At 52.6% G+C, this 3,799-nt stretch carries 2 protein-coding genes, 2 tRNA genes and 1 pseudogene; 1 reads left to right on the top strand and 4 read right to left on the bottom strand.

The genetic code is table 11. The features are described from left to right. From LD28_RS22375 to LD28_RS0112360, 4 genes and pseudogenes are all read right to left on the bottom strand, one after another. On the bottom strand, positions 1-538 hold a 538-nt coding region (locus LD28_RS22375), incomplete at its 3' end, for a winged helix-turn-helix domain-containing protein (protein ID WP_193354308.1). Positions 539-1,164: 626 nt separating this feature from the next. After that, positions 1,165-1,396 (bottom strand): annotated as a pseudogene (locus tag LD28_RS22370) (IS5-like element ISAs34 family transposase); the annotation flags it as partial. A gap of 180 nt (positions 1,397-1,576) precedes the next feature. After that, positions 1,577-1,652 (bottom strand) — tRNA-Asn (locus tag LD28_RS0112365). A gap of 2 nt (positions 1,653-1,654) precedes the next feature. After that, positions 1,655-1,730: transfer RNA gene (locus LD28_RS0112360), tRNA-Asn, on the bottom strand. 486 nt (positions 1,731-2,216) lie between these two features. Here LD28_RS0112360 and dauA point away from each other — a divergent pair. Next, positions 2,217-3,799 (top strand): C4-dicarboxylic acid transporter DauA (gene dauA, locus LD28_RS0112355; RefSeq protein WP_033137267.1); only part of this gene is annotated, 1,583 nt, incomplete at its 3' end.

The following is a 3,799-nucleotide window of genomic DNA, read 5'->3' as shown; positions in this document are numbered from 1 at the left end:
CATCTTGGAATGCATTTTTTACTACGTAAAGAGATGCCGTTCGACTATGTGTTGAGATAAGCACTGGCTGAGTGGGGGGGTGTGGTCGTTCATAAGCAAAGAAAAATGTGAATGATGAGCATGCTGCTATTATGATGGTCGTTGTTAAACCGAAAAATAGAGTTCTGCGCTTGGTTGGTGGCAGATTTTTGATGACAACATCATGTTTTATTTCATCTTCAGTTATTGTACTGATATTGGCTATCACCATGTAACCAACGCGAGGTATTGTCTCTATCACATTGTTATAGCCAAGAGTATCAAATTTTCGCCGCAGTGATAATACAACTCGATTCAAGTTGGTATTGGCGCTGTCTTGCCTTGGCCATAAAAAATCCAACAATTCATTTCTTTGTACGACATTGCCTGCATCCTTACATAAACGGGCAAGTAAATCGGTTTCTTTGTTGCTCAGCTTTATTTCTCGACCGGGCACATGTAATTTGAATAAAGATGGCGTAAAAATGAGTGCATCATTGATGCGATAGATGATGTCCACGATAACTTTTGCCCATGAGTAGATAAAATATAAAGAAACAATAGCATATATTTATCATGCAGTGGTTGATAAGTCCAGAATATATCTTATTTCAGTTATTTTTTCGGTAAAACTATGAGTTTTTATGTGGTTTAATGGTGTACATATTTTTTAAAAATTAAAAATCATAGAGTTAGGAGCGTGGCGGATTATTGTTGCTTGTGTCAAAAAATATTTTTTGAATCCCCAAAACGAAGAAAAACGTTTGTTTTATGGCAGTGTGGCGATGGCTTGCAATGATTCTGTTCATGAGCGGTTGGAATGGATGTAAATGTATATTTCAATGGTGTTTAGAGTGCCAACAATAGTGTGAGTTAAAAGGGAGCTTGGTTATTTAAATCCGGCATATAGGCGATAAAGGATGGTTGTTTTATGGCTTTAATTAAAGCCAACTTAATGGCTGGTCATGCTGCCATGTCTTGATGTGATATGCAGAAGATGGCCACTGTGAGTGAGCTAATCATTCGGATCTTTATGATTGGCCCAATACGGGATCTCACCAGATACAGATCCATTCTTGATTTTGTGGCGTTCATGCCGACTTTTCGAAATCACTGAGATCGATATCCGGATACGAGTCTCTGTTCTCAACGTGCTGGTTTTCTCTCCTCGCATCGCCCCTGGCAGTAACGAAGGCAGAAAGCCAGCTTGAACCGCCAGCTTTTCATGTCTTGTTGAGGAGTTGCGACACTTCTTCAGCCATTCGAAGCACCGCTCTGCGACATGTCGCCTGCGATAACGTGCTTTGTCTAATACCAGTGGACGTCTCTTATGGTGCCGCCGCTGGTCGCGGCACTTCGCGATGAGCGCTTTTATCCTGCTGCACCAGATAGGGGCCGGAGTCGTCGCTAGTTGAATGTGAGTCGGGAGAAAACAGGGGGGGGTTGCTTGCTGCGAGAGGAATGTGCGAGAGCATGCAGTGAGAGAGGGCTAGATCAGCTTGAAACAATGAAGAGATAGATGTGAAAAAGCCCAGCCATAAGGCTGGGCTTTAGAAGATGGCTCCCTCGACAGGACTTGAACCTGTGACATACGGATTAACAGTCCGCCGTTCTACCGACTGAACTACGAGGGAATTGGCTCCTCCTACTGGACTTGAACCAGTGACATACGGATTAACAGTCCGCCGTTCTACCGACTGAACTAAGGAGGAATTGCCTGTCTCGTTAAGACGGGGCGAATATTAATGACCAAGGCGACGGGTGTCAACCCGCGAACTCACCGAAAACCGGATTTTCGGACTGTTTGCCCAAAAGTTGTGCTTTGTGGTTTATTTTCAGCACAATCAGTCCCTTGCCATCACTTTGGCAGATAGGAGCAGGGGCATTTGTTCGGTTCGCATCAACCTGATGATGCCTGCATGATGTCGCGAACGTGCTGGCAACCAGGTGAGGCTCAAATGGTAATCTTTGCAGCTAAAAGGGGGAGAGCAATCGTCAACATCGGCGATTTGGCAGCAAATAGGCCAAATAATGGGTGAGCGCGCGTTTCATTGATCCTGCCCATCGAAAAAATGGCCCGTCTGGAGTAAGGTGACGCAGGATACCATCGCCGCGTCGACACTCCTGCCGGCCCTTGATGATGATCGGGCGCCGGATCTCTCCGGCCTTTATCTCCCTCTTCTGGTATTACGATATACATGCACAAGCAAGCCTCTTTAAATAGCGTGAAGCTCGCCATAGCCTTACGCCAGTCCTGTATTGATGAACCCTACAGCATGGCCCGCTTCGGCCGTGATCTTATCGCCGGTGTGACGGTGGGCATCATTGCCATCCCGCTCGCCATGGCGCTGGCCATCGCCAGCGGTGTGCCGCCGCAACACGGTCTCTATACCGCCATCATCGCCGGTATTGTGATCGCCGTGACCGGTGGCTCCCGTTACTCCATCTCCGGCCCGACCGCCGCCTTTGTGGTGATCCTCTATCCGGTCGCCCAGCAGTTCGGGGTCGGTGGCCTGTTGATGGCGACCCTTATCTCCGGCCTCTTTCTGGTGGCGATGGGGATGGCCCGTCTTGGCCGCCTCATCGAGTACATTCCACCGTCAGTGACGCTGGGCTTTACCGGTGGTATCGCCATCGTGATCGCCACCTTGCAGATCAAGGACTTCTTTGGCCTGAGCGTGCCCGAGATGCCGGAAACCTATCTGGGCAAGGTCGAAGCGCTGGTCGCCGCCCTGCCAAGCTGGCAGTGGGGCGATACCCTGGTGGGGGTCGCAACGCTGGCCGTGCTGCTGCTCTGGCCGCGCTTGCGTCTGCCGGTGCCCGGCCACCTGCCCGCGGTGCTGGTCGGGGTGGGTCTGGGTTTTGGCCTCCATTACTTTGGGGTAGATGTGGCCACCATCGGCAGCAAGTTCAGCTATACCCTGGCCGATGGCACCCAGGGAATGGGGATCCCGCCCATCGCGCCAACCCTGGTGATGCCCTGGGCCTTGCCCGGGCCGGATGGCTTGCCGGTTGAATGGAACCTGGCGGCCCTTGAGCGGCTGCTGCCTGCCGCCTTCTCCATGGCGATGCTGGGGGCGATCGAATCGCTGCTCTGTGCCGTGGTGCTGGATGGCATGACCGGTCGCAAACATAGCTCCAATGCCGAGCTGGTGGGGCAGGGGCTTGGCAACATCTTCGCCCCCTTCTTTGGCGGCATTACCGCCACCGCCGCCATCGCCCGCTCTGCCGCCAACGTGCGTGCCGGCGCTACATCCCCCATCTCGGGGATCATCCATGCGCTGGTGGTGCTGGCCGCCATTCTGGTGCTGGCGCCCTGGCTCTCCTGGTTGCCGCTCTCGGCCATGGCCGCCTTGCTGCTCATCGTGGCCTGGAACATGAGTGAAGCGCACAAGGTGGTGGAGCTGATCCGTCGCGCCCCCAAATCCGACGTGCTGGTGCTGCTGGTCTGCCTGTCACTCACCGTCATCTTCGACATGGTCATCGCCATCACCTTCGGGGTGATCCTGGCCTCCCTGCTCTTTATGCGCGAAATCGCCAAGATGACCAAACTGCACGATTTGGCCGAGCACAAGCGCTATGCCCATGAGGTGCCGGACAACGGTCTGCTCTACAAGATCAACGGCCCGCTCTTCTTTGCAGCGGCCGAACGGGTCTTTGCCGAGCTGGAAGCACAAGTGAAAGGGCACCAGGTGCTGGTGTTGCAGATGGAGGCGGTCTCCATCCTCGATGCGGGCGGCCTGTCTGCCTTCCTCCACTTTGGCAAGCAGATGGCCAAAGC

It is taken from the genome of Aeromonas finlandensis, from assembly GCF_000764645.1.
Taxonomy (GTDB): domain Bacteria; phylum Pseudomonadota; class Gammaproteobacteria; order Enterobacterales; family Aeromonadaceae; genus Aeromonas; species Aeromonas finlandensis.
Note: the sequence above shows the minus strand (reverse complement) of the source record. Positions and strands in the feature narration are given on the sequence as shown.